24 protein-coding genes are annotated in these 23,071 nt (G+C 36.1%); 22 read left to right on the top strand and 2 right to left on the bottom strand.

From position 1 onward, the window contains the following. Positions 1-37: 37 nt before the first annotated feature. From yajC to EKM64_RS04765, 18 genes are all read left to right on the top strand, one after another. A complete protein-coding gene (yajC, locus tag EKM64_RS04850) occupies positions 38-478 on the top strand; it encodes a preprotein translocase subunit YajC (protein ID WP_125676169.1) in 441 nt (146 codons plus the stop codon). 190 nt (positions 479-668) lie between these two features. Then, positions 669-2,105, top strand: coding sequence for a glucose-6-phosphate dehydrogenase (gene zwf, locus EKM64_RS04845; protein ID WP_125676167.1), 1,437 nt, complete (start codon positions 669-671; stop codon positions 2,103-2,105). After that, a complete protein-coding gene (dinB, locus tag EKM64_RS04840) occupies positions 2,080-3,252 on the top strand; it encodes a DNA polymerase IV (RefSeq protein WP_125676164.1) in 1,173 nt (390 codons plus the stop codon). The genes zwf and dinB overlap by 26 nt, the downstream gene beginning before the upstream one ends. Next, positions 3,245-4,198 carry a DHH family phosphoesterase gene (locus tag EKM64_RS04835; RefSeq protein WP_125676162.1) on the top strand — a complete coding sequence of 318 codons (954 nt, stop codon included), beginning with the start codon at positions 3,245-3,247 and terminating at the stop codon, positions 4,196-4,198. The genes dinB and EKM64_RS04835 overlap by 8 nt, the downstream gene beginning before the upstream one ends. Further along, on the top strand, positions 4,199-5,545 hold the full coding sequence (locus EKM64_RS04830) for a DEAD/DEAH box helicase (RefSeq protein WP_125676160.1): 1,347 nt from the start codon (positions 4,199-4,201) through the stop codon (positions 5,543-5,545). Positions 5,546-6,082: 537 nt separating this feature from the next. Continuing rightward, complete coding sequence (gene trpD / locus EKM64_RS04825) at positions 6,083-7,111, top strand: anthranilate phosphoribosyltransferase (RefSeq protein WP_125676158.1); 1,029 nt, start codon at positions 6,083-6,085, stop codon at positions 7,109-7,111. Further along, complete coding sequence (trpC, locus tag EKM64_RS04820) at positions 7,108-7,842, top strand: indole-3-glycerol phosphate synthase TrpC (RefSeq protein ID WP_125676156.1); 735 nt, start codon at positions 7,108-7,110, stop codon at positions 7,840-7,842. The genes trpD and trpC overlap by 4 nt, the downstream gene beginning before the upstream one ends. A 3-nt stretch (positions 7,843-7,845) precedes the next feature. Beyond that, complete coding sequence (locus EKM64_RS04815) at positions 7,846-8,421, top strand: phosphoribosylanthranilate isomerase (RefSeq protein ID WP_125676154.1); 576 nt, start codon at positions 7,846-7,848, stop codon at positions 8,419-8,421. Between the two features lie 12 nt (positions 8,422-8,433). Then, positions 8,434-9,642, top strand: coding sequence for a tryptophan synthase subunit beta (gene trpB, locus EKM64_RS04810; RefSeq protein WP_125676152.1), 1,209 nt, complete (start codon positions 8,434-8,436; stop codon positions 9,640-9,642). After that, the gene (trpA, locus tag EKM64_RS04805; protein ID WP_125676150.1) at positions 9,635-10,387 is read left to right on the top strand and encodes a tryptophan synthase subunit alpha; all 753 of its coding nucleotides are present in this window, start codon (positions 9,635-9,637) and stop codon (positions 10,385-10,387) included. The genes trpB and trpA overlap by 8 nt, the downstream gene beginning before the upstream one ends. A 301-nt stretch (positions 10,388-10,688) precedes the next feature. Then, positions 10,689-13,328: an alanine--tRNA ligase gene (gene alaS, locus EKM64_RS04800; RefSeq protein WP_125676147.1), complete on the top strand. Its 2,640-nt coding sequence runs from the start codon at positions 10,689-10,691 to the stop codon at positions 13,326-13,328. 63 nt (positions 13,329-13,391) lie between these two features. After that, on the top strand, positions 13,392-13,649 hold the full coding sequence (locus EKM64_RS04795; protein ID WP_057766528.1) for an IreB family regulatory phosphoprotein: 258 nt from the start codon (positions 13,392-13,394) through the stop codon (positions 13,647-13,649). After that, the gene (gene ruvX / locus EKM64_RS04790) at positions 13,649-14,083 is read left to right on the top strand and encodes a Holliday junction resolvase RuvX (RefSeq protein ID WP_125676145.1); all 435 of its coding nucleotides are present in this window, start codon (positions 13,649-13,651) and stop codon (positions 14,081-14,083) included. The genes EKM64_RS04795 and ruvX overlap by 1 nt, the downstream gene beginning before the upstream one ends. Positions 14,084-14,091: 8 nt before the next feature. Beyond that, a complete protein-coding gene (locus tag EKM64_RS04785; protein ID WP_125676143.1) occupies positions 14,092-14,400 on the top strand; it encodes a DUF1292 domain-containing protein in 309 nt (102 codons plus the stop codon). 87 nt (positions 14,401-14,487) lie between these two features. Beyond that, entirely contained in the window at positions 14,488-15,030 is a 543-nt protein-coding gene (locus tag EKM64_RS04780) for a CvpA family protein (RefSeq protein ID WP_125676141.1), read from the top strand. Between the two features lie 55 nt (positions 15,031-15,085). Continuing rightward, the gene (locus EKM64_RS04775) at positions 15,086-17,440 is read left to right on the top strand and encodes an endonuclease MutS2 (RefSeq protein ID WP_125676139.1); all 2,355 of its coding nucleotides are present in this window, start codon (positions 15,086-15,088) and stop codon (positions 17,438-17,440) included. A 77-nt stretch (positions 17,441-17,517) separates the two neighbouring features. Further along, positions 17,518-17,829, top strand: a complete 312-nt coding sequence (trxA, locus tag EKM64_RS04770) for a thioredoxin (RefSeq protein ID WP_125676137.1) — start codon at positions 17,518-17,520, stop codon at positions 17,827-17,829. A gap of 185 nt (positions 17,830-18,014) precedes the next feature. After that, entirely contained in the window at positions 18,015-18,821 is an 807-nt protein-coding gene (locus tag EKM64_RS04765) for a hypothetical protein (RefSeq protein ID WP_125676135.1), read from the top strand. A 55-nt stretch (positions 18,822-18,876) separates the two neighbouring features. Here the strand turns inward: EKM64_RS04765 and EKM64_RS04760 are convergent, their stop codons facing one another. Beyond that, positions 18,877-19,365, bottom strand: a complete 489-nt coding sequence (locus EKM64_RS04760) for a DUF2507 domain-containing protein (protein WP_125676133.1) — start codon at positions 19,363-19,365, stop codon at positions 18,877-18,879. 139 nt (positions 19,366-19,504) lie between these two features. Between EKM64_RS04760 and murI the strand changes: the two genes are divergently transcribed. The 4 genes from murI (at position 19,505) to EKM64_RS04740 (ending at position 21,665) form a co-directional block, all read left to right on the top strand. After that, a complete protein-coding gene (gene murI, locus EKM64_RS04755) occupies positions 19,505-20,305 on the top strand; it encodes a glutamate racemase (RefSeq protein WP_125676131.1) in 801 nt (266 codons plus the stop codon). Between the two features lie 2 nt (positions 20,306-20,307). Continuing rightward, positions 20,308-20,907 carry an XTP/dITP diphosphatase gene (locus EKM64_RS04750; RefSeq protein ID WP_125676129.1) on the top strand — a complete coding sequence of 200 codons (600 nt, stop codon included), beginning with the start codon at positions 20,308-20,310 and terminating at the stop codon, positions 20,905-20,907. Positions 20,908-20,973: 66 nt separating this feature from the next. Then, entirely contained in the window at positions 20,974-21,384 is a 411-nt protein-coding gene (locus tag EKM64_RS04745; protein ID WP_125676127.1) for a DUF948 domain-containing protein, read from the top strand. Positions 21,385-21,386: 2 nt separating this feature from the next. Beyond that, on the top strand, positions 21,387-21,665 hold the full coding sequence (locus EKM64_RS04740) for a hypothetical protein (protein WP_225420957.1): 279 nt from the start codon (positions 21,387-21,389) through the stop codon (positions 21,663-21,665). 194 nt (positions 21,666-21,859) lie between these two features. Here the strand turns inward: EKM64_RS04740 and EKM64_RS04735 are convergent, their stop codons facing one another. Next, entirely contained in the window at positions 21,860-22,960 is a 1,101-nt protein-coding gene (locus tag EKM64_RS04735; protein WP_125676124.1) for a M24 family metallopeptidase, read from the bottom strand. Positions 22,961-23,071: the final 111 nt, after the last annotated feature.

Below are 23,071 nucleotides of genomic sequence, written 5' to 3'. Positions count from 1 at the left end.
TAAGGATATAAATTATTAAGAGGTGGAAAATTTGAATATGTTAACATTGGGCGCTGCAGCTGGTGGATTATCATCATATAGTTTCTTTATCATTATTATTCTTATGGTTGTGGTAATGTACTTTATGTCAGTTCGTCCTCAAAAGAAACAACGAGAAAAACGTGAACAAATGCTTAAAGCTATGAGTGATGGCGACAACGTCGTTACACTTGGTGGTATCAAAGGTAAGATTCATTCGATCGATCAAGAGGCTAAAGAAGTAGTTGTTGATTGTGATGGTATCTATTTAACATTTGATATGAACTTTATCCGTAAATCAACTCCTGCTGATAAGACTGTTGAAGCAAAACCAGCTGAACCAGCTAAGACAGAAGCAAAGCCAGAGGCTGAAACAAAGCCAGAAGAAACATCTACAGAAGCTGCTCCTAAAGAAGCTAAAGATGATGCTAAAACTGACGAAACAAAAGAAGATAAATAACTTTTCAGATTGAAACCTAGGTTTCAATCTTTTTTTTAGCTTATTACTTGCCTTATAGTGCAGTCTAAGGTTTAAAATATTACTTGTGTTAGAGAGACGATATTAAAGATGTTTCGAAACGGGTAGTGTAAAATAGAATTATATATTTTGTTAATGGAAATTAGATGATTTATCAAAGGGAGTTTAGATAATGGCTACAGAAAAGTCGGCAGTTTTTATAATTTTTGGTGGTTCCGGTGATTTGGCACATCGTAAGTTATATCCAGCTTTGTATCGCTTATTTAAAGCTGGTATGTTGAAAGATCACTTTGCAGTAATTGGTACAGCTAGACGTCCATGGAGTAATGAATATTTCCGTCAAACTGTGGTAACTTCACTTGAGGATTTTGATGATGATAAGAGAATGATGGAAAACTTTGCCATGCATTTCTTCTATCAATCACATGATGTGAACGATTCTGATCATTATATTGCTTTGAAACAATTGGCAAGTAAATTAGATGACCGTTTTGATACTGGTCGTAATCGAGTTTATTACATGGCAATTGCTCCAAGATTCTTTGGTACAGTTGCAGCACATATCAAGTCAGAAGATTTGAAGACTGATGGATATAATCGCTTAGTTATCGAAAAACCTTTCGGAAGAGATCTGAAGAGTGCATGTGATCTGAATGATGCATTATCAAAGGCCTTTACCGAAAAAGAAATTTATCGTATCGATCATTATTTAGGTAAGAAGATGATACAAGAAATTCCTAATCTTCGCCAAAACAATCCTAAATTTGATGAACTTTTGAATAATAAATATGTTTCAAATGTTCAGGTTACTTTAGGGGAATCACTTGGTGTAGAAGATCGCGGTGGATATTATGAAACCGCTGGAGCTTTGCGTGATATGGTTCAAAACCATATTATGCAAATTCTTGGAGTCATCGCTATGGACGAACCTGAATCTATGAATGCTGAATCAATTCATGAAATTAAAGGTGAATTGTTTGCCAATCTGAAGGATCTTACACCTGAACAAGTTTCTAAGAAATTTGTACGTGGTCAATATGACACTGATAAGATGGGTAAACTCAATCCTTATAGAAAAGAAGATAAGGTTGAAGAGGGCTCAAATATTGAGACTTTTGTAGCTGGTAAGATTGAGTTTAATAATGAACGTTGGGAAAATATTCCTTTTTACGTACGTTCCGGTAAGAGAATGCCTAAAAAATCTTCAAGAATTGATATTGTCTTCAATGAAAAGGTTGAAGATTTTGGTATTAGACCAAATACCATTGTGACCTTGTTTATTGAACCTGATGAAGGTAGCAGTATTTTGATCAACGGTATTGATTATCAAGATGTTAAACAAGATTTGATCAAATATCCTGAAGATCCAGAAATATTTAATGGTGCACGTGAAGCTTATGAAAGTTTGTTCATTGATATTCTTGCTGGTGATAAGGCCAACTTTACACTTTGGGAAGAATTGAAGAGCACTTGGAAATATATTGATGTTATAAGGGAACAATGGGATGCCAAAACTCCTGAATTTCCTAACTATTTGAGTAACACAATGGGTCCAGATACTGCCGACACACTCTTAGAGAAAGATGGTAATTCTTGGATCTGGAATTAAGGCGGTGTTTGTAATCGAATTTCTAAAAATACCAATTAGAATTGAAGAAAATCGAAAAATCATCCATGTTGATATGGATGCTTTTTTTGCGTCCGTGGAAGAACGGGAACATCCATATTATAAGAAGAAATGCCTGATTGTCGCTCCTGATCCGAGAAAGAATCATCATCATGGGGTGGTGACAACGGCAAATTATAATGCTAGAAAATACGGTGTTCACTCTGCTATGCCAGCTCAGCAGGCACTAGAACTTATCCCACGTGATAAACTAGTTATTGCACCGCCAAATTTTGAATTGTACCGTAAGACTTCGGATTATATTCACAGTATTTTTGCAGATGTAACTGATGTATATCAATCGGTGGCACTCGATGAGGCTTATCTTGATGTGACCAAAAATAAATTAAATGAGCCAAACACGGTCAAGGTAGCAAACTACATTCAACAACGGATCATCAAGGAAACTAAGCTAACGTGTTCGGTTGGAATATCGTATAATAAATTTCTGGCTAAAATGGCATCAGACTATCGTAAGCCATTTGGTCGAACAATTGTTTTAGGTGAGTATGCGGAGGATTTCTTGAAACCAATTCCAATTGAAAAATTTAACGGTATTGGTAAAGCTATGCAAAAGAGATTACATGACATGGATATCTATACCGGTGAGGACCTGCAAAACCTCGATCAAGATGTTTTTTTACAAACATTTGGTAAACTAGGGTATGTGATGTTTCGCAGAGTTCATGGAATCGACGATTCAGAGGTCAATAATCATCGTTTGAGAAAGTCTGTAGGAAGAGAACGAACTTATGGCATGAACCTAGTTTTGGATCAGCAAGTTGAACAAGAATTACATTTCTTAGCCGATTTAGTTAGTAAGGATTTGAAGAAACAGCGACAACATGGTAAGACAGTTGTTTTGAAATTACGTAATTCTGATTTTGAGACCGTCACCAAACGTATGAGTTTTCAAGATTATGTTCAAGATTCAGATGAAATTTATCAGGTTGCTAAGGGTATTTATGATAAATTAAAAGCAAGCGATCAAAAGATTCGTTTGTTGGGAATAACTGTTACGAATCTTGATCCATTATCGTATCAGGAAGTTTCATTGAAGCTATTTTTAGATGGAGGCACTAATGAATAAGTTTGCAGATATAATTGAAACAATTAAAAAGTATGATAAAATTATCATTCTACGTCATCAAAATCCAGATCCAGATGCTTTGGGATCTCAAAAGGGATTGGCATTGACTTTACAAGTAGCCTTTCCAGACAAAACTATTTTGATCGGTGGACAAAATGCCGAAGGTTTAAAATGGTTATCCACAATGGATCATGTAAAGAATGATGATTTCAAGGGTGCGTTGGTCATTACGACAGATACAGCAAATACGCCAAGAGTTGACGATGACCGTTACGATCAAGGGGACTTTTTGATCAAAATCGACCATCATCCAAATGATGAAGCATATGGTGATCAACTATATGTGAATACTGATGCAAGTTCTAGTTCAGAGATCATTGCTGACCTTATTGCATCAAGTAGTGATTTGACTTTGACTAAAGAAGCAGCCTACTATCTATATGCAGGTATTGTTGGTGATACAGGTCGTTTTATGTATCCGGCTACGACTGAACATACTATGTGTGTTGCTGGTAGATTTCTCTCTTTGGATATTGATGCTCCCGGGATCAATCAAAAAATGAATGAGATAACTTTGCAACAAGCTAAACTCCAAGGTGAATTATTTGATCGTTTAAAGGTTGATGAATCTGGTGCTGCGATGGCTATTATCGATGATGATCTGATGAATAAATTGGATATCAATCAAGAACAAGCTAATTCAGTAGTATCAACGCCGGGTCGTTTAGGTAATGTTTTTGCTTGGCTAGAAGCTGTTCAAAAATATGATGGCACTTATAGGATTCATCTACGTTCTAAGGGACCAGTTATTAACGAATTGGCCAAGGAACATGATGGCGGTGGACATCCTTTAGCTAGTGGTGCTAACGCTAAGGATTTAGAAGAAGTAGACCAAATGTATAAGAAATTAATTAAAATCGTAACTGATTTTAAAAAGGGTGAATAAATGACAAAATTTTCACAGTACAACTTCAATGACGCAATCAACAAGTCGTTGGAAGAGATTCATTTTGATGAGCCAACACCAGTCCAAGAGGCTGTCATCTCATTAGTGAATAAGAAAAAAGACATTATTGTTCAATCAGAAACAGGGTCTGGTAAGACTCATGCTTTCTTATTGCCAATTCTAAATGCCTTGACTAAGAACCAAACTGCGCAAGCTTTGATCGCGACACCTAGTCGTGAATTGGCTTACCAAATATATGAAGATACACAAAATATCCTAAAAAATTATCCTGAAGAATATAACGCTTTTATTTTTGTTGGTGGCGCTGATCGTGAACGTCAAAAGAGAAAATTAAAGGCTCATCAACCGCAAATTGCAATCGGAACACCAGGTAGGCTTTGGGACCTGATTCGTGAAAATGACCTACATGTCGAAAATGTGGAACGTTTTGTTGTTGATGAAGCAGATATGACTTTAGATATGGGCTTCTTAAACGATATCGATCGTATTGCTGCTAAGATGCCAGAAAACCATGAAATGATGGTTTTCTCAGCTACTATTCCACAGAAATTAGAACCATTCTTGAAGAAATATATGAAGGGTCCTAAGCGTGTTGAATTGAAGAACTCATCAGTTATTGCTAAGAATGTTGATAACTGGTTAATGTTCACACATGGCCGTGATAAGAAAGAATTGATCTATCAATTAATGACTTTAGGTTCACCATATATGGCCTTGATTTTTGCTAATACCAAAAAATCTGTTGATGAAATCTATGAGTATTTAAAGAATAAGGGACTTAAAGTTGCTCGAATTCATGGTGGATTGACTCCTCGTGAGAGAAAACGAGTTATGAAACAAATTGAGAATATGGAATATCAATTTGTTGTAGCAACTGATTTGGCTGCTCGTGGAATCGATATCAATGGTGTTTCACACGTTATTAATGCTGAGATCCCTGATGATTTGGAATTCTTTATTCATCGTGTTGGTAGAACTGGACGTAATAAAATGTCCGGAACTGCTATCACTCTTTATGCTCCAGGTGAAGAAAACAAAGTAGGCGAGATCGAACACTTAGGTATTAAATTCAAACCTAAGGAATTGAAGAACAATGAGATCGTCGATGGTTACGAACGTGATCGTCGTGAAGATCGTCATGCTAGTCAAGAAAAGCTTGATCCAAAACTAGTTGGTTTTGTTAAGAAACAAAAGACCAAGAAGAAGCCTGGCTATAAAAAGAAGATCAGGCAAGCAATCTCTACTGAAAAACGTCAACAAAGAAAGATCAAGAATCGTCAAGAAATGCGTAAACAACGCGATAAGAGACGTAGTAATAACAAATAATCGTTTAACCTTATAATATTATTTTTAGACACATAAGATTAAAAAAATCTAATTTTATGTTGACAAACACTAGCAATAGTCTTAATCTCTATAACAACAAAACAAATTCGTCCATAAACCGATGAGATGGAGATCAAGACTATTGTGCATGCACAGAGAGTTACCGTTGCTGAGAGTGTAACCAAACGCAGATAGTTAAATGGACCATCGAGGGTTCTTTCAAATATCTGATTATTAAAATTGCTTTAATTTTAATATCAAATTAGTACAAAGAAACGTTAGGCATACGTCAGTTGTCGGAAGGGTGATAGCCCTTTGCTAAGAGTAATGGATAGTAGTGCTGTTGTATTTTGCATACACTATGAGTCTATTAAAATAAGGTGGTACCGCGGATATATCCGTCCTTAAACTTAATAAGTTTATGGGCGGATTTTTTTGTATCTTTTTTAAAAGGAGAACTTAAATGATACAAAATCCTGGAAAACGATGGTCTTCACAATTTGATTTAGCGTAAAAAATTAAATTGGAGGAACCATTATGCAAGAAAAAATTGAAAGTGCTATTAAAAAATTAGTTCAAGGTCAAGATTTAACTTTTGAAGAAACAAACCAAGTGATCGATGAAATTATGAGCGGTAAAACAAGCAATGTTCAAATATCAAGTTTTCTAACAGCTTTATCTATTCGTAAAGAAACGGTTGAGGAAATAGCCGGAGCTGCGGATGCTATGAGAAAACATGCGTTGGGATTCAAGGTCGATGAACCGGTTTTGGAAATTGTAGGAACTGGTGGTGATCATTCTAATTCTTTTAATATTTCAACCACTTCAGCGTTCGTTGTGTCGGCAACCGGAATTCCGGTTGCAAAACATGGTAATAGGGCAGCTAGTTCTAAGAGTGGGGCAGCCGATGTGTTAGAAGCTTTAGGTGTTCAAATTAATATTGATCCAAATCAAAGTGAGACTATCCTCAAACAAATTGGAATCTGCTTCTTGTTTGCACAAGAATATCACAAAGCAATGAAATATGTTGCTCCAGTCAGAAAAGAATTAGGTATTAGAACTTTGTTTAATATTTTGGGACCTTTAGCAAATCCAGCACATGCAGCATATCAAATGCTAGGTGTCTATGACGAAGAACTAGTAGAACCTATGGTAAAGGTTTTAGATCAATTAGGGGTAGAACATGCAGTTGTGATCCATGGGCAAGATGGGTTTGATGAAGTGTCTGCATCGGCGCCTACAACAGTTGCAGAGATAATTAATGGCAAATTGAGTAAATATGAAATAACACCAGAAAAATTTGGTATTAAGCGGTGCAATAAGTTAGATATTATTGGCGGAACACCAAATGAAAATGCACAAATAACACGTGATGTTTTAAATGGTAAATTTGATGCACATAGGGACGTAGTACTTCTAAATGCCGGTGTGGCAATTCATACGGCTAAACCTGAAATCACAATAGCTGATGGAATCCAAATGGCAACGCAGGCCATTGACTCTGGTGCAGCAATGCGACAATTAGAAAAATTCATTGATCTGACTAAAGTTGGATTAGTCGCATGATATTAGATGATTTGGTGTCAACTACAAAAGAAAGAATCAAAAATGAAAAAACAGGTCATAATATTGAAAATGTCATAGCAAAATTCTTAAATTCGGATATGGGATTTATCGGTGAAGTGAAAAAAGCTTCACCTTCAAAGGGAGTAATTGTTGATAACTTCCCTTATCTAGAAATAGCTAATGAATATCAACAGGCTGGTGTGGATGCAATTTCAGTTTTAACTGAACCCAAATATTTTCAAGGTAAATTGAAATATTTGACTGAGATTGTCAAAGAAGTTGACGTACCAGTTCTTAGAAAAGACTTTGTGATCGATCCATATATGATCTACCAAGCTAAATTTGCTGGAGCCAATATTATTTTGTTGATAACAGCAATCTTGACACCAGAACAATTAAAGAATTTTCAACAATTGGCTGATGAATTAGATTTGGCAGCAATCGTGGAAGTGCATTCGAAAAGTGAATTAGACATTGCTCTTAATGCGGGTGCTAAGATCATTGGAGTCAATAACCGCAATTTAAAGAACTTTACGGTTGATCTGAATAATAGTTTAAAATTAAGAAATTTTGTTCCTAAACAAATTCCCTTCATTGCTGAAAGTGGTATCAAATCAATTGAAGATATCAAACTCTTAAAAAAAGCCGATGTAAATGAAGTATTGATTGGAGAAACTTTTATGAGAGCTAATGACAAGTTAAAAATAATCAATGAATTTAAAGAAGCGTAAATTATGACAAAAATAAAAATTTGTGGATTGATGACAGAAAGTGACATAAAAGCCGTCAATCAGGCTGTACCTGATTATGCTGGATTTATTTTTGCGGAGGGACGTCATCATGTTGAATTAGAGCAGGTTATAAAATTACGTAAACTACTCGATCCTAAAATTATAAGTGTTGGAGTATTTGTAGATGCACCAATCAATGTGATGCTTGAGGCCGTTTATAGTGGTGCCATTTCAATTATTCAACTGCATGGCAATGAATCAGAAAAATTGGTTGATAGATTAAAGGATCTTGATATGAAAGTCATTCAAGTTTTTAAACTGCCTACTAATAAAATCATCCAAACTCACGCAGATCTATTAATGATAGATAGTGGTTCGGGAGATGGTAAGAAGTTAGATTGGTCATCACTGCTACTAAAGCCAAATATTTTGGCTGGAGCGATTGATATAAATAATGTTGCTACGGCCATCAAACAAGTTGCTCCAGATATTATTGATGTATCCCGCGGAGTAGAAACTGACAATAAAAAAGATCCATTAAAAATAAAACAAATTGTAAATAAAGTACATAAATTGTAAGGAGAAAATACTATGAAAGAAATGCAGAAAACTGATCCTAAGTCACGCTATTATGGTGAATTTGGCGGACAATTTATTCCCGAAACACTAATGACAGAATTGAATAAAGTTTCAGCGGCATATGACAAATATAAAACTGATCCAGATTTTTTAGAGGAATTGAAAACACTTTTAAATGATTATGCCAATCGTCCATCACTTTTGTACTATGCAAAGAACATGACTGAAGACCTTGGGGGAGCTAAGGTCTACTTCAAAAGAGAAGATCTTAATCATACAGGTGCACATAAGATAAATAATGTTATTGGACAGGCCTTAATTGCCAAACGCATGGGGAAAACGCGTTTGATAGCGGAAACGGGAGCAGGCCAACATGGAGTTGCTACAGCGACGATCGCCGCATTGTTTGGGATGGAATGTGAGATTTACATGGGGAAGATGGATACCGACAGACAGAAATTAAATGTTTATCGTATGGAATTATTAGGTGCCAAGGTGCATCCAGTGACGACTGGCTCCATGGTTTTGAAAGATGCCGTTAATGCCACTTTGCAAGCATGGACTCAACGTGTTGATGATACTTTTTATGTTTTGGGATCAGCAGTTGGACCTTATCCATTTCCTGAAATGGTCCATGACTTTCAAAGTGTTATTAGTAAAGAATCAAAACGTCAAATACTTGATGTTGAAGGAAGACTCCCAGATGCTGTAGTTGCCTGTGTGGGTGGAGGTAGTAATGCAATCGGTAGTTTTGCTGAATATATTGCTGATGGAGATGTTAAATTGATTGGCTGTGAAGCTGCTGGAAAAGGTGTTGATACTGATCAAACTGCAGCTACAATCGAACGTGGTTCAACGGGAATCTTTCATGGTATGAAATCATTATTCCTACAAAATAATGATGGTCAAATTGACAAAGTTTATTCTATTTCAGCAGGTCTAGATTACCCAGGAGTTGGACCAGAACATGCACATCTAGCAATTACTAAGCGTGCTAAATATGTTGGTATAACCGATGATGAGGCCGTCGATGCGTTTGAATATATTGCTAAAACCGAAGGTATAATTGCTGCCATTGAAAGTTGTCATGCTGTGGCTTATGTTGAGAAATTAGCTCCAACAATGTCAAAAGACAAAATTATTATCTGCACTTTGTCAGGCCGTGGTGATAAAGACGTTGCTTCAATAGCCAAGTATAGAGGGAGAGATATTGATGAATAAATTACAAAAGATTTTTGAAAATAAAAAGGCTTTTATACCGTTTGTAGTGGCCGACGATCCTGATTTTGAAACAACTGTCCAAAATATTTTGACCTTGGCCGATAACGGAGCAAATATTGTGGAATTAGGGATTCCCTTTTCAGATCCGGTCGCCGATGGTCCGGTAATTCAAGCAGCTGATTTAAGAGCCTTTAAAGCAGGAGTAAATGTTAATTTAGTTTTTGATATTGTTGAAAAGGCCAGAGAATCAACGAATGTACCGATTGTTTTTCTAACATATACGAATATTGCTTTTAAGTTCGGTTACGAAGCTTTCTGTAAGAAATGTCATGAATTAAACATTGATGGTTTGGTGGTCCCCGATTTACCACTTGAAGAACAAGGTGATTTAAAGAAATATACGGATAAATATAATATTTCTTTGATTCAGCTGATCGCCCCAACTTCTGATGAGCGAATTATTAAAATTGCTAAAGCAGCACAAGGATTCATCTATATGGTCTCTTCTATGGGAGTCACCGGAAAGCGTGAAGATTTTTCAAATGAGTTGAGTCCGACAATAAAAAGAATCAAAGAAGTTACTGACGTTCCAGTAGCAATTGGATTTGGTATTCATTCAGTGCAACAAGCCAAAGATCTTTCGGAGTTGGCTGATGGAATAATCATTGGCAGTGCGATTGTTGATCTAATTAATAAAGGAGAAGATCTAGCTGAATATGCCAATAAGATCAGTACGGCAATTTAAAATATTTGAATAGAATTATGGATAGGGATTTAAATATTGACTTTTTTTAGTTGTGTCGTTAATATTTTCATTGGATATATCAAATGATAAGTGTCAAAAGAGAAGGCTAGCCGGTGAGAATGCCTAGACAACTAATTATTTAGATGCTACCAAAATGTTAATTGAATATAACTTTTTGAGAGGCTAACGAAAAATCGTTGCAAACAAGGTGGTACCGCGCAGTGGCGTCCTTGAATTGCAGCGGTTTTTATTTTTTTTTGAGTGGTCTTATGAAGAAATCATCTATATTAGGGGAGATAAAATGAAAAATTTATCTAGTGCAGAAATAAGAAAAATGTTTTTAGATTTTTTCCAAACGAAAGGTCACACCGTTGAACCTAGTGCATCTCTAGTGCCAGTCAATGATCCGACTTTACTATGGGTCAATTCCGGGGTTGCCACATTGAAGAAGTATTTTGATGGAACTGTGATTCCTAAGAACCCTAGAATTACTAATGCTCAAAAGTGTATTAGAACTAATGATATCGAAAACGTTGGTAAAACAGCTCGTCACCAAACATTCTTTGAAATGCTTGGTAACTTTTCCGTTGGTGATTATTTCAAGAAAGAAATTATTCCTTGGGCCTTTGAATTTCTAACAAGTCCGGAATGGATCGATATGGATGCTGAAAAACTTTATGTCACAACTTATCCAAAGGATACTGAAACTCAAAAGCTTTGGGCAGAAGTAGGTATTTTACCAGATCATATTCTAAAAGAAGAAGACAACTTCTGGGATATCGGGGAAGGTCCATGTGGCCCTGATTCAGAAATCTTTTATGATCGTGGTCAAAGTTTCAATAATCTATCAGAAGATGATCCTGAAAATTATCCTGGTGGCGAGAATGAAAGATATTTGGAAGTTTGGAATATTGTTTTCTCAGAACTAAACCACTTGTCAAATGGTAAATATGTTGAACAACCACATAAAAATATTGATACGGGTATGGGACTAGAACGTTTAGTTTCTATTATTCAAGGATCAAAGACTAACTTTGAAACTGACCTTTTCAAACCAATCATTGAACAAGCTGAAGAATTAAGTAACAATCGTAAATATGGCGTTAATGCCGAAGATGATGTATCATTTAAAATCATCGCTGACCACGCCAGAACAGTTTCATTTGCTGTCGGTGACGGCGCCTTGCCTTCTAATGAAGGTCGAGGATACGTTATCAGACGTTTGATCAGACGTGCTGTTTTAAATGGTAAGAAAATCGGTATTGATGGTCCATTCCTTTATAAACTTGTTCCAACTGTTGGTAAAATCATGGAAAGCTACTATCCAGAAGTTAGTCAACAACAAGAATTTATTGCTAAGACAATCCAACAAGAAGAAAAACGCTTTTCAGATACTTTAAATGACGGTTTAGCACTACTAAACGGTGTGATCAGTGACCTTCACAAAAAGAATGAAAAGATGATCGATGGAGCATCTGCTTTCAAACTATATGATACTTACGGTTTCCCATTGGAAATGACTCGCGAGTATGCTCATGATGAAGGACTGGATGTTGATGAAGCTGGTTTCAAAGAAAACATGGAAGCTCAAAAACAACGTGCTCGTGATGCTCGTGGAAACTTACAATCTATGGGTATGCAAGATGAAACATTGATGGAAATCAAAACAAAGAGCGAATTCGTGGGTTATGATCAAACGGATATTAAGGCTACATTAAAGGATATCGTTTCCGATGATAACGAAGTTTCAGCTGTTGCTGAAGGTAAAGCTCAATTAGTTTTTGATAAGACACCTTTCTATGCTGAAATGGGTGGACAAGTGGCTGACATTGGTGGGATTTATGATGATAATGGCAACCAAGTAGCAGAAGTTGTCGATGTTCAACATGCACCAAATGGTCAAAATATTCATGTAGTTAATGTTTTCAATGAATTGAAACAAAATGCAGAGTATGAATTGAAGATCGATGTTGATTTCCGTGAAAAAGTGCGTCACAATCATACAGCTACTCATTTATTAGATCAGGCTTTGCGTGATGTTGTTGGACCAAGAACACATCAAGCCGGATCATTAGTTGAACCAGATTACTTGAGATTTGATTTTAACAGTAATTCTGCTTTAACAAAGGACCAAATCGGTCAATTAGAAACAATCGTTAACAAGAAAATCTGGGAAGCTATTCCTGTTAAGACAGAAGTTTTACCTATTGAGGAAGCTAAACAAAAGAAGGGCGCAATTGCTCTCTTTAGTGAAAAATACGGTGATTTAGTACGTGTCGTTGAAATTGATGACTATTCAGTCGAATTCTGTGGTGGTACGCATGCCAGAAATACTTCTGAACTGGGATTATTCAAGATCACTTCTGAATCAGCCATTGGTTCAGGTATCAGAAGAGTTGAAGCCGTAACTGGTGAGGAAGCATTTGAATACTTGAATACTCAATTACAGCTATTGCAAGAAACAGCTGATATGATGAAAGTAAATCAATTGAAGGATGTCCCACAACGTGCAAGTCAATTGATCGATGATAATAAAGCTTTAAAACGTGATAACCAGAATCTTAAGACACAATTAACTAGTCAAAAATCAAATGAGATTTTTGATCATGTTGAGGACATTAATGGGTTCAAAGTTATTGCTGATATAGTTCCAGCAGATATGGCCGCTTTACGTCAATTGGCTGATAAGTGGAAGAACGATCAAAGTTCTGATATTTTAGTGCTAGGCGCAAGCGCAGATCAAAAAGCCAGCTTAGTAGTTGCTGTAAATAAGGATTCTCAAACTAAAGGTGTTAAAGCCGGCGATGTGATCAAGAAGATTGCTAAAGAGATCCAAGGTGGCGGCGGTGGTCGTCCAGATATGGCACAAGCTGGTGGTAAAAACCCTGCTGGTTTAACAAATGCGTTACAAATGGCCAAAGATGTTATTAAATCTTATTAAAGTGGGCTATAATTGAAGTAAGATTTTTTCAACCATTTAAATAATGTTATATGGAGGTTTGCCATGAGTTCACTTGATAAAACAATGAGTTTTGACTTTAATGAGAATAAAGGCAAAGATGTAAAAGATACACTTCAAAGTGTCTACCAGTCCTTAGAAGAAAAGGGATATAATCCCATCAATCAAATTGTCGGATACTTGTTATCAGGGGATCCAGCATATATTCCAAGACACAACGATGCCAGAAATCTAATTTTGAAGCATGAAAGGGACGAGATAATTGAAGAGTTAGTCAAAAGTTATCTCGGTCAAAGTAAATAATGCGTCTACTTGGATTAGATGTGGGCTCAAGAACTGTTGGGGTAGCCGCTAGTGATTTATTAGGCTGGACTGCTCAAGGAGTTGAAATTATTCGTATTAATGAAGATGATGATGATTTTGGATTAGACAGATTGTCAGAAATTATCAAAGATAAACAGGCAACAGGCATTGTCATTGGTTTACCTAAGAATATGAATAATACTGAGGGACCTAGAGCTGAAAAGTCTCGTGAGTACGGTAACATGGTGGAAGAAAAATTTGATTTGCCAGTCGATTTTATCGATGAAAGATTGACTACCGTTCAAGCCGAACGTATGTTGGTCGATGAAGCGAATGTTTCGCGTAAGAAACGTAAAAAAGTTATTGATAAAGTTGCTGCCGAAATGATTTTACAAAATTATTTAGATGCGAAAGGTAAGTTAACACGAAAATAGGTGAAAATATGAATGAAAATCCACAATCACCAAAAGATTTGGATGAAGTGATTTTAAGTGATGATCAAGGAAATGAAGAAACTTACAAGATTCTTTTTACCTTTGATTCAGAAGATTACGGCAAATCATATGTCGTCTTGTATCCTAAAGATGTAGAAGATTCAAGTGAAATTGAAGTACAAGCTTTCTCATTTACACCTGATGAAAATGGGGATGTTGATGCTGGTGAATTAGACCCCATCGAAGATGATGAAGAATGGGATATGATTCAAGAAGTACTTAATACATTCAGTTCAGATGAAGAACAAGATGAATAACCGATAAAAAGCGGGACAAGAGGATTATTTAATCTCTTGTCCCGCATTTATGCAAAACTTGAGTGATACGGAATTAAAGGGGATATAATGCTGAGTCTTTTAATTGTTTTATGTTTAGTCTACGGTTTTTACGTCGGTTCTCGACGCGGACTGTTGATGCAAGCTTTTTATACAGTTGGATATACAATATTCTTTGGGATAGCATGGATCTCGGCTAGAGCTTTGGGACCAAAATTTGAAATGTTAATACCATATCCTTCCGCTAATTTGGGAAGTGAATTTGCTTTCTTTTCAACGAAAGTCGGGATGGAATTAGACGACGCATTTTATCGTGCATTTGCCTTTATTTTTGTCTGCTTTATTGGTTGGATCGTCATGCGATTCATTGGCTTATATTTTAAGAAATTAACTTATTTTCCAATGTACAATGATGTTAACCTCTTGAGCGGGGGAATACTCGGATTGCTGGTCAACTATGTAATGATCTTTTTGATCCTTTTGACTATGGCAATGATACCGGTCACTGGTATTCAAAATTCGTTGCAACATTCATTTATTGCAGCAGCAATGATCAGGAGTACTCCAATATTGACTCACGCGTTAACAACGCTTTTAATAAGTGGTATCTAAAGATAGGGCTGGGACAATTCAATTGTTTCAGTCTTATTTACTAAGAGGAGATTAAATGAATAATAAAGCATTAAATGTTTTGGAGTTTGACAAGATAAAAGCTGAAATAGGGAAGTTTTTGATTACCTCTCGAGGACATACATTACTAAAAAAATTAATGCCAATGTCAGTCGAATCGATCGTTCAAATAATGATCGATCAAACTAAAGATGGTATGGATATCGTCCGTTTAAAGGGTGAGATTCCGGTTAGAAAATTAGCCGATCTTAATGACCAGGCTAATCGACTCAAAAAAGATGGTAATTTAAATGGAACCGAATTAGCCGCAATTGGGCAAGTTCTAAAAAATACAAGTGAATTAAAAGAATTTTTTGAAGGTTTGCATGATGATGCAGTTGATCTTCGACAACTATATGAATTAAATGATGGTTTGATCGATAATCCGACTTTGACGACTAGGATCAATAAATCATTGGACGATAGCGGTCGAGTTTTAAGCGCCGCATCCCCAGATCTAAAATATATCAGAGAACATATAGAACGTTTGAGTGGGCAGATCAGACATGCAATGGAACAATATACTAGAGGAAAGAGTACCAAGTATTTAACTGAAGCAATCGTTACGTTACGTGATGATCGGTTTGTTGTTCCCGTTAAAACTGAATATAGAGCCAAATTTGGTGGAGTTGTTCATGATCAAAGTGCCAGTGGACAAACACTTTATATTGAACCGCAAGCAGTTGTAGGCTTGAATAATCAATTACACGATAATCAAACTTCTGAGAAGTTGGAAGAAATTAAAATTTTGAATGAACTATCTGATTTAGTTCGCCCAGAAATTGATGATATTGTTAAGAATAATGATGTTTTGGCTCAATTCGATTTGATCAATGCCAAGGCTAAGTATGCTAAAGAAATCACGGGTACTGAACCTTTGATCTCTAAAGAACGTGTCGTTGACTTAAAAGCGGCTAAGCATCCTTTGATTGATCCTGATCGAGTGGTCGCCAATGATATTAAAATTGGTGATGGCTACAAAACTATGTTGATAACTGGACCTAATACTGGTGGTAAAACTATCACTATGAAGACCCTAGGTTTGATCCAAGCCATGGCACAGGCAGGATTATTCATTCCCGCTCATGAAGAGAGTGAAGTTGCCGTTTTTGATGAGATCTTTGTTGATATTGGTGATGAACAATCAATTGAACAAAATTTGTCAACATTCTCATCACATATGGACAATATTATTAATATTATCCACAAGGTATCTCAAAATAGTTTGGTTTTGATCGATGAGTTAGGTGCCGGAACAGATCCTCAAGAAGGTGCATCAATTGCAATCGCCATTTTGGAGAAACTGTCTAAATCAAATTGTATGATCATGGCAACAACGCATTATCCAGAATTAAAAGTATTTGCTTATAATACCGAAGAAACGATCAACTCCAGTATGGAATTCGATGATAAGTCATTGAGACCAACATATCGCTTATTGATCGGTATCCCCGGAGCAAGTAATGCCTTTAATATTGCTGGACGCTTGGGTATGGATCGTGATGTGGTCGAACGTGGTGAATCATTAATGAGTGGTGAAAGCCAAGATTTAAATAATATGATCACTGATTTAGAGAATCGTCGTAAAGAGTTTGAACAAAAGAATCAAGACTTGTCCGAACAATTAGCTAAAAATAAGGCTATTGAAGATGACTATGATCAAAAACAAGTTGCTTTGGCTAATTCGAAAGATAGTGAGATCCAAGCCGCTAAAGTTCGTGCCAATCAAATCGTTGCGCGTGCTAAAGGGAAGTCGGACAAGATCATAGATCATTTGCGTGAAATGGAACGTAAAGGTGTTGCGGTTAAAGAGGACCAACTTATCAGTGCAAAAACTGAGTTGAAGAATCTTCATCAAGATGAAACTGTCAAAAAGAATCGTGTTTTACGTCGTAATAAACGTAATCAGGCTCTTAAAGTTGGCGATGAAGTCAAAGCTATTCCTTATGGTCAAAATGGTACGATCGTTCGTAAAAATCGTAACGATGAATATGAAGTTCAACTGGGTATCCTCAAAATGAAATTCAAGAGTGATGATCTGGAAAAGATCCAAGCTTCTAAAGATGAAGATGAACCTAAGCCAACGATGGTCAGAAGAACTAGGAGTTCAGGCCTTTCTAGTAAGTTAGACTTACGTGGTAAACGTTATGAAGAAGCAATGACTGAATTGGATAGATATATTGATGAAGCGTTATTAGCGGGTTATAATCAAGTTACCATCGTTCATGGATTCGGTACGGGAGTAATTAGAAAAGGTGTTACTAAATATTTGCAGACAAACCCAAGAGTTAAGTCATTTGGATATGCTCCTGCAAGTTCAGGTGGTTCAGGTGCTACGATCGTTGATCTTTAGATTTTCGATACAAAATGTTTCCTAGAATTGTCCGAAAGTGATACCTTTATATGAGTGATTTAAAAAGGAGTGATTTCATGGTTGATGAAGTAACAGATGCAAATTTTCAAGAAGAAACTAAAGACGGCGTAGTATTGACAGACTTTTGGGCTACATGGTGTGGTCCATGTCGCATGCAATCACCTGTCATTGAGGATCTATCTGAGGAAAATGATGCAGTTAAGTTCACTAAGATGGACGTAGATGCTAATCCTAAAACACCAGAATCATTTGGAATCATGGCTATCCCAACACTAATTGTCAAAAAAGACGGCGAAGTTGTTGAAAAGATAACTGGATTTCACAGTAAAGCTCAATTAGCTAAAATTTTGGATGGATATACTGATTAGTATCATTAAAAAAAGCCATGCTTGCTATGCAAACATGGCTTTTTATATAGTACTGGAATAATAATATTTCCATGTAAATATATAATGTAAGCGATATTATTATTATCGGAAAATAGATTGACTTTTAGTCTGAATCGATTAAATAATGACCTTGTAGAGTGTTTAAAAACAAGGAGTGGATATAGATGGACAAAATTGATGATAACTTTTATTTAAATGTCGACAATAAGGCACTAAAACAAAAAATTATTAATGATATCTTTGAATGGCAAGCTAATATTCCGGCACAATTAGAGCGCGATTTGAAGAAACATAAAATTGAGGATAAAATCGTCTGGAAGGGCGCTGTTATTGGAAATGTTAAAGATGAAAAATACTATGGCAAACGCAGTGTCTTGATGTTTTATTTCAATAACTATTATGTCATGAATGTTTGGGCAGACATCACAGATCCAATCAAATTCTACATGGATGACTTTCAGATAAAACCTAACATGGCAATTATTGGTTATGGATTCTTGGAAGACAGAAATGTGACATTCACTGAAAATGCTCCAGTGGAAATTGCTTACAGTATTGATAAGTTCTGTATTGGTGATGGTATTGGTGATCCTGCTGAAATTTATGATGTTGTTTCAAATCTTATTAATACTCGTAAAGATGAGGTTAATGAAGAAGTTGAAAAGGCCATCAGCAAACGTGACGAAGATTACGGCGGATCAAAGATTGATAAACGTTTCCGTAATGTGAAGGATATCGTCAGCCAAGGACCTATTCCTGATGGTTTCAAATATCAATCACCAAAGATCTACATTGCTCATGATGATATTGTTAACTGCCAAAAAGCTTATAATGATTGTTTGGCACAAGCATATGCTGATATGAACAGCGGTAGATATGATGCCTTATTCAATGTCAAAGTTACTAGCGAACCAGCTAAAGATAACGTTTGTGGCATGTATATAACCGGCGATGCGGTTGTAATTCATTAAATAAACAAAAAGACGATCAAGCAGTTTTGCTTGATCGTCTTTTTTGTTGTAAACTTTAGTTTCGATCGATTTCGATTTTAATCGAAACACTTTGAGCTTTACTGTTGGTTGTATAAGTTCCCAAACAATAAGCATCAATCGTTTTTTCCACAGTCTCAGCAATTACTCCTGTTTCTAATGAGAATTCAGGATCGTCATTGTTCAAATTAAAACGTTGTTCGACTTCAGGTCCATTTAAAGTATATTGATAGCTGGTTTTTGTTTGTTTTGCTATTTCAAGATCACCAAAACCCGCTTTAGTGAATAGTTCTGGAAGACTTTGCATGTCCAAAACGAGGTTTCTACTGAGATTCTTACCCGCCCAATAGAGCATTTCAACTGAATCTTTCTTTAATAGATCTGAAAGAACAAAGTCGCGGAGCACTGAAACTGCAAAATAATTTTCGGTTAACTGTGAACCTTCGCCATTTTCATTTTCTTTGAGAACGTCGGGGATGTCACGTTCAGCTAACTCTGGATTTGTTTTTTTTGATTTTGCGGCCATTATTTTAACTCCTTTTTTATGACAATTTATTATATCATTAGGATAGTTGCTTTTTAAGTGATTGTAACAGATCGGTTAAAAATTTTGGTTAAATATACAATTAAATCATTAAAGTGAAAATAAATTATAGAGGTGTATTATGAGCGACAACAGACCAATAGGATTATTAGATTCAGGTTTAGGTGGCTTAACCGTAACCAAAGAAGTTATTCGTCAATTACCAGACGAAGATATTGTCTTTATCGGGGATGAGGCAAGAATGCCGTATGGTGTTAAGACAAAAGAAGAAATTATCGGTTGTACTCGACAATTGGTGCAATATTTAATTGACCAAAATGTTAAAGTCATTATCTACGCTTGCAATACGGCCACAGCTAATGCACTGCCAACCTTACGAAAAGAGTTCTCGATCCCGATGATCGGGGTAATTGAACCAGGTGCAATTTCTGCAACACAAGTTACCAAAACAAAGCATATTGGTGTTATCGGTACAGAGGCAACTATCAATGCCAAAAGTTATAGCACAGCTATTCAAAGTCTAGATAGTAATATTGACGTTTTGGGGGTCGCCGCTCAAGAATTTGTAACTCTTGTTGAAAAAGATATTGCTGATACTGATGTTGCTAAAAATAATATTGCTAAAACTTTGAAACCATATAAAAATAATGATTATGACACCTTAGTATTGGGATGTACACATTTCCCAATGTTAAGAGATCAAATTCAAAGCTTTTTGCCAAATGTTCAATTAGTCGATTCAGGAGTCGCAACTGTTACGATCACTAAGAAATTTTTAAAAGAAAATGATATGCTAACTGACACTAAGAATTCTAAGATCGAATTGCATGCTACTGGTAATATTGATGATTTTAAACGGCTAGCTACACGTTGGTTAGCAACAGATATTGAAGAAATAAGTTTAGTAAATGTGGAGAAATAACAATGAAAGAAATCATAATTGCTACTAGTAATCCCAATAAGGCTAAAGAGTTCAGAAGAATTTTTGATGAGTCAGAAATTGAATTAAGAACTTTACTGGATCTAAATGATGTACCAGTGATCAGAGAAAACGGTGAAAGTTTTAAAGAGAACGCTCAAATAAAGGCACATACAGTGATGGAGCGCTTTAATTTACCAACCATTGCTGATGACTCCGGACTTGAAGTAGATGCCTTATTCGGCCAGCCAGGTATCTATTCGGCAAGATATGCAGGAGATCATAATGACGCTGCTAATAATGCTAAGTTATTAGCTGAATTAGGTGGCTTTCCTGAAGAAAAGAGAACCGCTAGATTTGTAACGACATTGGTATTTTCTAATCCTAATAACGAAGAAGACCTTGTTGTTGAGGGTGAAGTTAGGGGTAGAATAGCTAACTTTCCAGAAGGTGACAACGGCTTTGGCTATGATCCATTATTTTATTTGCCAGAATTGAAAAAAACGATGGCTGAATTGACACTTGATCAAAAAAATGAAATCAGCCATCGTGGGCGTGCAATTAGGAAATTAGAAACGGAATGGCCTGACTGGATTAATTGGTAATTGATTGCTGTAATACCGCGATAATGCTAATATTAGATTGCTATTAAAATTTAGGAGGAATTTGATATGACAGGTGGACAAATTGCAGGATTAATCGCAGCAATCGCTTTTGTTGCTTTGGTTGTTTACTTGGCTATGACGCTAGTTCAAACAGCTAAGTTACTTAAAGAATTACAAGAAACAATGAAAGAAACAACTAAGATGGTGGAAGTTCTTTCAAAGAATACTGACGATCTTATGAGTCAAAGTAGTCAATTAGTTGATAAGACTAATACTTTGATGGATGACGTTAATAGTAAAGCTGAGAAGCTGAACCCACTTTTTGAAACAGTTGAAAACTTAGGTCAAAAGGCTGCCAATGCTACAGCTGAAAAGCCAAATTCTGGATTTGGAATACATAGTATCATGAATCTTTCTAGTGCAGCTTCAATTGTTAAATCAGTTGCCAAGTTAGTGCCAAGAAAGAAGAAAGATTAATTATGAAAAATAAATTCGTTTTGGGACTAGCCTTGGGTAGTGTTGTAGGCTATGGTGCCTCTAAATATTTAACTAGTGAATCAGGTCAAAAATTATTGGAAAATGTCAAAACGATTCGTGGCGACTTTAACAATGGTGGTGTTGGTCTGGCAGACGCTAAGATAGTTAATTCTTTCAATGAGAGAACTGATGAATTAAAGCAACAAATGCTTAATACAGCAGATAAAATAAATGATGACGATTCTAATATCGTTTTCGATGAAGACGATATTAAGAAATAGGGCTGGGGAGATCCAGTCTTTTTTGTTGTCTTTTGATGCTTCCAGAACGGCTCTTTTGACTAGTTTTTTTGTATTAATTAAGTATAAGAATAATGTGGTATATAAAAACCCCGTACATACACGATTTATTTTGTATTTGTACGGGGTAAAATTTTTTATAAAGTTAGTTTATTAAAAACCATAGGTAGCAATAATTAGTTTATATATGTAAGTTCTTTACTGGTATGTGTAAATGGTTCGCAGCCATCGTCAGTGATATAAACACAATCCTCAATTCTAACTCCAGCTACTTCTGGAATATAGATTCCTGGTTCAATCGAGAAGCACATGCCTGGTTTGAGTTCCATGTTATTTCCTTCCATGATTGAAGGAAATTCGTGCTCTGATTGTCCCATACCATGACCTAGTCTGTGAATGAAGTATTCACCATAACCGGCCTTTGTGATCACGTCACGAGCAATTTTATCAAGTTCAGCAGCAGTTACGCCGGGTTTAGCAGCATCCATAGCAGCATATTGTGCCTCTAAGTCCACTTTGTAAATGTCTAATGATTTAGCATCTGGCTTGCCAAAGGCAACAGTTCTAGAAGCATCACTGATATATCCATTGTGAATTGTACCAAGATCAAATAAGATTAATTCATTTTTCTTAAGAGGATTTTTTTCAGCGGCACCATGTGGATTAGCAGCATTTGCGCCAGCTTGGACGATAGTGTCAAAGCTCATGTGCATAACACCTTTTTTCATCATAGCATATTCGATCTCGGCTACAACGTCTTGTTCAGTACGTCCTTCTTTGATGGCGTTAAAGGCAACTGAGAATGCGTAATCAGCTTCTTTACCGGCAGCAATTAGTTCTTTTATCTCGTCATCAGTTTTGATCAATTTAGCGTTTTCCATATAGCGAGAGAGGTTTTCAGGGAAGTCAGCGCTAGGAAATTGTTCTCTGATAGCTTCAAATTTGTCAACAGAAAGGTCATCTTTTTCGATGCCCCAATGTAATGGGTTGGCAGTTACATCTTTGATGTGTCCAGCAATAAGGTCAAATGGTTTTTCATGATCTAAATAACCGAAGACATCTTGATCCCAGCCTGCTTTTTTAGCAGATTCAACCTCGAGTTGAGGGGCAAATAGGAATGGGTCCTTATCGGGGAAAACTAGTAGAGCAAGGATCCTTTCAACTGGTTCACTATAGAAGCCAGTAAAATATTGAATATCCGTAGGATTAGAGATATACGCAATATCCAAATTTTTCTTAGCTAAGTATTCTTGTAGTTCTAATAATTGTTTCTTCATTTCCAACACTCCCTTTTTAAATCAAAATACAATTACGAGTATAACACTGAAAACATGATATTCTCTTTGAAAAATTATGAAAACTTGTCGTATTGATATGGAAAACGCTTG

This window comes from Companilactobacillus keshanensis, assembly GCF_003946205.1.
GTDB classification, from domain to species: domain Bacteria; phylum Bacillota; class Bacilli; order Lactobacillales; family Lactobacillaceae; genus Companilactobacillus; species Companilactobacillus keshanensis.
The sequence above is the reverse complement of the archived record's forward strand: the minus strand, read 5'-3'. Positions and strand labels throughout refer to the sequence as shown.

Coding starts and splice junctions, on each gene's coding strand:
- yajC (WP_125676169.1), top strand. CDS start 38: ATGTTAACATTGGGCGCTGCAGCTGGTGGATTATCATCATATAGTTTC.
- zwf (WP_125676167.1), top strand. CDS start 669: ATGGCTACAGAAAAGTCGGCAGTTTTTATAATTTTTGGTGGTTCCGGT.
- dinB (WP_125676164.1), top strand. CDS start 2,080: ATGGTAATTCTTGGATCTGGAATTAAGGCGGTGTTTGTAATCGAATTT.
- EKM64_RS04835 (WP_125676162.1), top strand. CDS start 3,245: ATGAATAAGTTTGCAGATATAATTGAAACAATTAAAAAGTATGATAAA.
- EKM64_RS04830 (WP_125676160.1), top strand. CDS start 4,199: ATGACAAAATTTTCACAGTACAACTTCAATGACGCAATCAACAAGTCG.
- trpD (WP_125676158.1), top strand. CDS start 6,083: ATGCAAGAAAAAATTGAAAGTGCTATTAAAAAATTAGTTCAAGGTCAA.
- trpC (WP_125676156.1), top strand. CDS start 7,108: ATGATATTAGATGATTTGGTGTCAACTACAAAAGAAAGAATCAAAAAT.
- EKM64_RS04815 (WP_125676154.1), top strand. CDS start 7,846: ATGACAAAAATAAAAATTTGTGGATTGATGACAGAAAGTGACATAAAA.
- trpB (WP_125676152.1), top strand. CDS start 8,434: ATGAAAGAAATGCAGAAAACTGATCCTAAGTCACGCTATTATGGTGAA.
- trpA (WP_125676150.1), top strand. CDS start 9,635: ATGAATAAATTACAAAAGATTTTTGAAAATAAAAAGGCTTTTATACCG.
- alaS (WP_125676147.1), top strand. CDS start 10,689: ATGAAAAATTTATCTAGTGCAGAAATAAGAAAAATGTTTTTAGATTTT.
- EKM64_RS04795 (WP_057766528.1), top strand. CDS start 13,392: ATGAGTTCACTTGATAAAACAATGAGTTTTGACTTTAATGAGAATAAA.
- ruvX (WP_125676145.1), top strand. CDS start 13,649: ATGCGTCTACTTGGATTAGATGTGGGCTCAAGAACTGTTGGGGTAGCC.
- EKM64_RS04785 (WP_125676143.1), top strand. CDS start 14,092: ATGAATGAAAATCCACAATCACCAAAAGATTTGGATGAAGTGATTTTA.
- EKM64_RS04780 (WP_125676141.1), top strand. CDS start 14,488: ATGCTGAGTCTTTTAATTGTTTTATGTTTAGTCTACGGTTTTTACGTC.
- EKM64_RS04775 (WP_125676139.1), top strand. CDS start 15,086: ATGAATAATAAAGCATTAAATGTTTTGGAGTTTGACAAGATAAAAGCT.
- trxA (WP_125676137.1), top strand. CDS start 17,518: ATGGTTGATGAAGTAACAGATGCAAATTTTCAAGAAGAAACTAAAGAC.
- EKM64_RS04765 (WP_125676135.1), top strand. CDS start 18,015: ATGGACAAAATTGATGATAACTTTTATTTAAATGTCGACAATAAGGCA.
- EKM64_RS04760 (WP_125676133.1), bottom strand. CDS start 19,365: ATGGCCGCAAAATCAAAAAAAACAAATCCAGAGTTAGCTGAACGTGAC.
- murI (WP_125676131.1), top strand. CDS start 19,505: ATGAGCGACAACAGACCAATAGGATTATTAGATTCAGGTTTAGGTGGC.
- EKM64_RS04750 (WP_125676129.1), top strand. CDS start 20,308: ATGAAAGAAATCATAATTGCTACTAGTAATCCCAATAAGGCTAAAGAG.
- EKM64_RS04745 (WP_125676127.1), top strand. CDS start 20,974: ATGACAGGTGGACAAATTGCAGGATTAATCGCAGCAATCGCTTTTGTT.
- EKM64_RS04740 (WP_225420957.1), top strand. CDS start 21,387: ATGAAAAATAAATTCGTTTTGGGACTAGCCTTGGGTAGTGTTGTAGGC.
- EKM64_RS04735 (WP_125676124.1), bottom strand. CDS start 22,960: ATGAAGAAACAATTATTAGAACTACAAGAATACTTAGCTAAGAAAAAT.